General features: G+C 46.6%; 3 protein-coding genes and 1 pseudogene. 2 read left to right on the top strand and 2 right to left on the bottom strand.

Annotated elements, in window-relative coordinates; genetic code table 11:
• The coding region (locus IQR33_RS32180; RefSeq protein ID WP_265575774.1) for a metallopeptidase TldD-related protein at window positions 1-386 on the top strand (386 nt) is incomplete at its 5' end.
• A gap of 66 nt (window positions 387-452) precedes the next feature.
• Here the strand turns inward: IQR33_RS32180 and IQR33_RS03090 are convergent.
• Window positions 453-1829, bottom strand: coding sequence for a PhoH family protein (locus IQR33_RS03090; protein WP_005381133.1), 1377 nt, complete (start codon window positions 1827-1829; stop codon window positions 453-455).
• 561 nt (window positions 1830-2390) lie between these two features.
• On the opposite strand from IQR33_RS03090, the gene rapA reads away from it, so the two are divergent.
• Entirely contained in the window at window positions 2391-5300 is a 2910-nt protein-coding gene (gene rapA / locus IQR33_RS03085) for an RNA polymerase-associated protein RapA (RefSeq protein WP_005381132.1), read from the top strand.
• A 109-nt stretch (window positions 5301-5409) separates the two neighbouring features.
• On the opposite strand, the pseudogene IQR33_RS32175 reads toward rapA, so the two are convergent.
• Window positions 5410-6046, bottom strand: a pseudogene (locus tag IQR33_RS32175) (divalent metal cation transporter); the annotation flags it as partial.

The raw sequence follows: 6046 nt of genomic DNA, 5'->3' as shown, positions 1-6046 counted from the left end.
CGTATGCACACTTGCCAATGCCTCGTATGACCAACACCTACATGCTTCCAGGTGAACATACGCCAGAAGAAATTATCTCGACGGTCGAGAAAGGGTTGTATGCGCCAAACTTTGGTGGCGGCCAGGTGGACATTACTTCGGGTAAGTTTGTGTTCTCTGCATCGGAAGCGTACTTGATTGAAAACGGTAAAATTACGCGCCCTGTTAAAGGTGCGACGTTGATTGGCTCAGGTATCGAAGCAATGCAGCAAGTGTCTATGGTCGGTAACGACCTAAGTATCGACAAGGGCGTTGGCGTATGTGGTAAAGCAGGTCAAAGTGTGCCAGTTGGTGTTGGTCAGCCGACCTTGAAGCTGGACTCACTGACAGTGGGTGGCACGGAGTAACTCAGTCGAATCGTTATAAAAAGAGCGCTCATTAGAGCGCTCTTTTGCTTTGTGAGTCGGTGTCAATTACAGGTTTTCTTCAGCAAATTCCGCCAAGCGGCTACGAACCACGCCGTTGAGGTGAATATTTGCGCTGCCTTCAAAGTTCTTGAAGCGCTCAACCATGTACGTCAATCCTGATGTCACTGGGGTGAGGTAATGAGAGTCAATCTGCGCCAAGTTACCGGAGCAGACGATTTTGGTTCCTTCGCCACAGCGGGTAATGATGGTTTTGATTTGTGATGCAGTGAGGTTTTGACACTCATCAAGCAGTACAAACGCATTTTGAATCGAACGGCCACGCATAAAGTTGATCGATTTAAATTGAATGTTGGCTTTATCGCAGATGTACTTCAATGAGCCTTCAGTGCAGTGATCGTGTTTATGTAGTGCTTCCAAGGTATCGGTCACCGCCGCTAACCACGGCATCATTTTCTCCTCTTCGGAGCCGGGTAAGAAGCCGATGGATTCACCGATATCTGGCGTGTTACGTGTTACGATAATTTTATCGAACATGCTTTTTTCAATGGTTTGCTCCAATGCTGCTGCCATTGCCAGTAATGTCTTACCACTACCCGCCGCACCCGTTAGAATCACCAAGTCAATTTCTGGATCGAGTAAGGCATCTAACGCCATTCCCTGGTAGATATTTTTAGGTGTGATGTCCCAAGCCTTACGATGCATTAGACGTTCGCGGCTCAGGTCGAGAAGCGTTAGCTTGTCTTCATTGATGGTTTCTACGCGACCAGCAAAGTCACTGTCTTCATCAATAACGTATTGGTTGATAAAGGTTGGGTCGAAGGGTTCGCGACTGAGTTTGTGGTAAGTTTTTCCGCCCAGAGCATAGCTTTCTACTTCCTCAATACCGCTCCAGAAATCACCTTCACGCAATTGAAAGCCTTTGGTTAGGTATTGAATGTCGTCAATCAGTTGGTCGGTTCTATAGTCCTCAACAAAGCGTACACCAGCCCCTTTGGCTCGCAGACGCATGTTGATGTCTTTCGTGATCAGTACCACTTCACGTGGTGCACGTTTATTTTGCAGATAAAGCACCGCGTTGAGAATACGGTTGTCACCGGCTTTGTCGGCGAAGGCTTTGACAGTTTCCTGCAGTTCAAAATCCGCCAAAATGGAAATAGTACCTTGGTCGGGGTTGTCTTTAGAAACAGGAATGCCTTCAGAGATTTCATCTGGCGTTGCTTCTTTAAACAAATCTTCCAAGGTGCGAATAGCCACGCGCGCATCTCTTGCAACGTCGCGCTTACTGTCTTTGATTCGGTCGAGTTCTTCCAACACGGTCATGGGGATAACGACATCGTGTTCTTGGAAAGAGAAGATGGCAAAGGGTTCATGAAGAAGAATGTTGGTATCGAGTACAAACAGTTTCCGATCGGTATCGCCCATAGCGTCTCCTTGCCGTAGTACGGCTCTGCATGCGAGTTGTTAGGTCGTTTCCAAATAGGTGTGAAGTGACCTAACTCTGATTGCTTGCAATAGAGGTTGTCGGGCTGATGTCGGCTAGTGTGCAACCGAGTAGCAAGACAACTTACTGCAAACCCGTGTTGATCCTAATCGTGTACTAACGCGCTTAAATCATATGCAATGGTTTTAAACGCCCCTCATTAGAAGTATACGTAATATTTACGTTCTACAACTTAATAATTGGCATGAGTATTTTACAATTTGATTGCATTTAGAGTTTGGGAAAAAAAGTTTCTGCTTGGTGCGGTTTCGGCGTGACCTAAATCACAGCTTCAAGTAAGATTAGCGACCTTTTTCTGCGTATAGGCTACGTCCGATTTATCATGTTGAGCTGGCTTAAAAAATACTCAGTTCATACTGAAATGACGAATGCTATCGGCATAGCAGAAGCCAGAATCAGATCTAAACTATTATCCATGCCCACGGGCATGAGTAGACCAACAAGAAACACGAATCAAGAACTAATAACGAGGTAGTCAATTCATGACATTTGCTTTGGGGCAGCGCTGGATTAGCGATACGGAAAGCGATTTAGGTTTAGGTACCGTTGTAGCAATGGATGCTCGTACTGTGACATTGATGTTTGCAGCGTCAGAGGAAAACCGAGTTTACGCACGTAACGATGCACCTGTTACCCGAGTCACCTTTAATGTTGGGGATGTCATCGATTGCCAAGAAGGTTGGTCTCTAAAAGTAGAAGAAGTACTGGAAGATGAAGGTCTTTACACCTATTTCGGTACTCGTGAAGACACGCAAGAAACCGCTGTTGTTCTGCGTGAGATTTTCCTTAGCAACCAAATTCGTTTTAACAAACCTCAAGATAAGTTGTACGCCGGTCAAATCGACCGTATGGACAACTTTGTTCTGCGTTACCGTGCGCTAACTAACCAGTTTGAGCAGCATAAGAGCCCAATGCGTGGCCTATGTGGTATGCGTGCAGGTTTGATCCCTCATCAGCTTTACATCGCGCACGAAGTTGGCCGTCGTCACGCGCCACGCGTCTTGTTGGCGGATGAGGTAGGTTTGGGTAAAACCATCGAAGCGGGCATGATCATCCACCAACAAGTTCTGTCTGGTCGTGCCGAACGCATTTTGATTGTGGTGCCTGAAACACTGCAGCATCAATGGCTGGTTGAGATGATGCGTCGTTTCAATCTGCATTTCTCTATCTTTGACGAAGAGCGCTGTATCGAAGCGTTTGCGGATGCAGAAAACCCATTTGATACTCAGCAATATGTGCTGTGTTCTTTGGATTTCCTACGCAAGAGCCGCAAGCGTTTTGAACAAGCACTGGAAGGTGAATGGGACCTACTGGTTGTCGATGAAGCGCATCACCTTGAATGGAGCCAAGATAAACCGAGCCGTGAATACCAAGTGGTAGAAGGCTTGGCTGAACGTACTCCAGGTGTGTTGCTACTGACTGCAACGCCAGAGCAGCTTGGTCGTGAGAGTCACTTTGCTCGTCTGCGTTTGTTGGATCCAGACCGCTTCTATGATTACGAAGCATTCGTTGAGGAAGAAGAGCAATACGCACCCGTAGCAGATGCGATTACTTCACTCTTTTCCGGTGAAAAGCTACCTAATGAAGCAAAAAACCAGATCACTGAGTTGTTGTCTGAACAAGACGTAGAACCACTTTTCCGCATTATCGAAAGTGAAGCGGACGAAGAAGCTAAAGCGTCGGCACGCCAAGAGCTGATCGATAACTTGATGGATCGTCATGGTACAGGGCGTGTTCTGTTCCGTAACACGCGCGCGGCCATCAAAGGCTTCCCTAAGCGTAACGTGCATCTGATGCCAATGGATATTCCACCGCAATACACTACATCAATGCGTGTTGCTGGGATGATTGGCGGTAAGATGAGTTCTGAAGCACGTGCGATGAAGAACCTTTACCCGGAAGAAATTTTCCAAGAATTTGAAGGCGATGACGCGAGCTGGTGGCAGTTTGACTCGCGTGTGAATTGGTTGCTTGAAAAAGTAAAAGAGAAGCGCAGCGAGAAAATCCTCGTGATTGCTTCTCGTGCGAGTACCGCACTGCAATTGGAGCAAGCACTGCGTGAGCGTGAAGGTATCCGCGCCACCGTTTTCCACGAAGGTATGTCGATTCTTGAACGTGACAAAGCGGCGGCTTACTTTGCGCAAGAAGAAGGTGGAGCACAAGTTCTTATCTGTAGCGAAATCGGCTCTGAAGGTCGTAACTTCCAGTTTGCCAACCAACTTGTCATGTTCGACTTGCCATTCAACCCAGACTTGCTTGAGCAACGTATTGGTCGTTTGGACCGTATCGGTCAAAATCGCGATATCGACATTCATGTTCCTTACCTGAAAGGCACATCGCAAGCGATCCTAGCACGTTGGTTCGATGAAGGCCTGAACGCTTTTGCGGAAACCTGCCCAACAGGCCGTGCTGTTTACGATAAGTACTCCGATGATCTGATTGAAATTCTTGCCTCTGGTGATACCAGCACGCTAGATGAGATCATTGAAGCGTCAGCAAAAATGAATAAAGAGCTGAAATCCCAATTGGAGCAAGGCCGTGATCGCCTATTAGAAATGCATTCAAATGGCGGGGAAAAAGCACAACAAATCGTTGAGAAAATTGAATCAACCGACGGCGATACCAATCTGGTCACCTTCGCACTTTCTCTTTTTGACACGATTGGCTTGAATCAAGACGATAAAGGTGAAAACGCCCTGATTGTGACCCCATCTGAGCACATGATGGTGCCAAGCTACCCAGGTCTGCCATACGAAGGAGCGACGATCACGTTTGATCGTGATACAGCGTTATCTCGTGAAGATATGCACTTTATCAGTTGGGAACACCCAATGATCCAGGGTGGTATCGATCTTCTTATGAGTGAAGGGGTGGGGACGTCTGCGGTATCTCTATTGAAAAACAAAGCGTTACCAGTCGGGACTATTCTTCTTGAGTTGATTTACGCGGTAGATGCGCAAGCGCCAAAACGCAGTGGTATCGCGCGCTTCTTACCGAAAACGCCAATCCGTTTAATGATGGACTCGCGTGGTAATGATTTGTCTGCTCAAGTGGAGTTTGAAAGCTTTAACCGCCAGCTCAGCCCTGTAAACCGTCACTTAGGTAGCAAGTTGGTTACGTCGGTACAGAAAGACGTACACCGCTTAATTGAAGCCGGTGATGTTCTTATTGAAGAGAAGGTCGAAGAAGTACGCAAACAAGCTCATCAAGATATGCAGCACAGTTTGAATGCAGAGCTTGAGCGTTTGCAAGCACTGAAAGCGGTGAACCCAAATATTCGTGACGAAGAAATTGAAGCTATCGACGCACAAATTAAAGAGCTCACTGGTTACATCAACCAAGCTCAGGTTCAGCTCGACTCGCTGCGTTTGATTGTGGTGAGCCACAACTAAGTAAGTATTTATTGCTCATTAAAAAAAGGTCTTCAGTTGAAGACCTTTTTCTTTATTTACGGTTTAGTTTCTTTATGCGGAATGCATTAATCACTGATAGCTATCTCATTTACATCAACCACTTCCACCAGATAAATACAGCCAAGAAGCCAAACAAGTAAATCAGGCCTGCAATCGACAACCACTTTAGTTTAGGTCCAACAGCCAAAGGCTCAGGTAACTCAGTTTTGCTCACTAAGGTGTAATTTAGCAGAGCAAAGAATGGCGTGGTCATAAAGGCGAGGATCATCGCAAAGTTCAGCATAGGCAATAACGCAGAAGCCCAGAAAACCACAATACCCAATGCAAGTAAGGAGACTACCAGCATGATCGCTGAAGTGGTTTTAGGGTTAGTGTCTGGTTGCGAGCGCAGTAGGCGTTGAGAATCCGAAATAACGCGCGAATAGCCATCAATAACGGTAATCGTGCTGCCAAAGATACAGAAAAACGCAATTACCGCGATCAAGTAACGAGACCATTCGCCAATCGTTGCCGCATATAAGCCAACCAATTGGTGGGAGAAGCCAACACCAGAACTTTCAAGCGCAACGCCAGATCCATAAAGCATCAAAGAGCCTAGCGATACAAAGATAATGGCAAGAAACGCCGTGCCAATATAACCGACATTAAAGTCAAATAGAGCAGAGCGGTATGTTACTTCTTGCTGGCTTGATTGGCGTTTTAGCCACGCTGAGGTTAAACAGGAG

It is taken from the genome of Vibrio sp. OPT46 (assembly GCF_015163535.1).
In the GTDB taxonomy this organism is placed as follows: domain Bacteria; phylum Pseudomonadota; class Gammaproteobacteria; order Enterobacterales; family Vibrionaceae; genus Vibrio; species Vibrio alginolyticus.
This window is presented reverse-complemented; position numbering and strand designations above follow the sequence as displayed.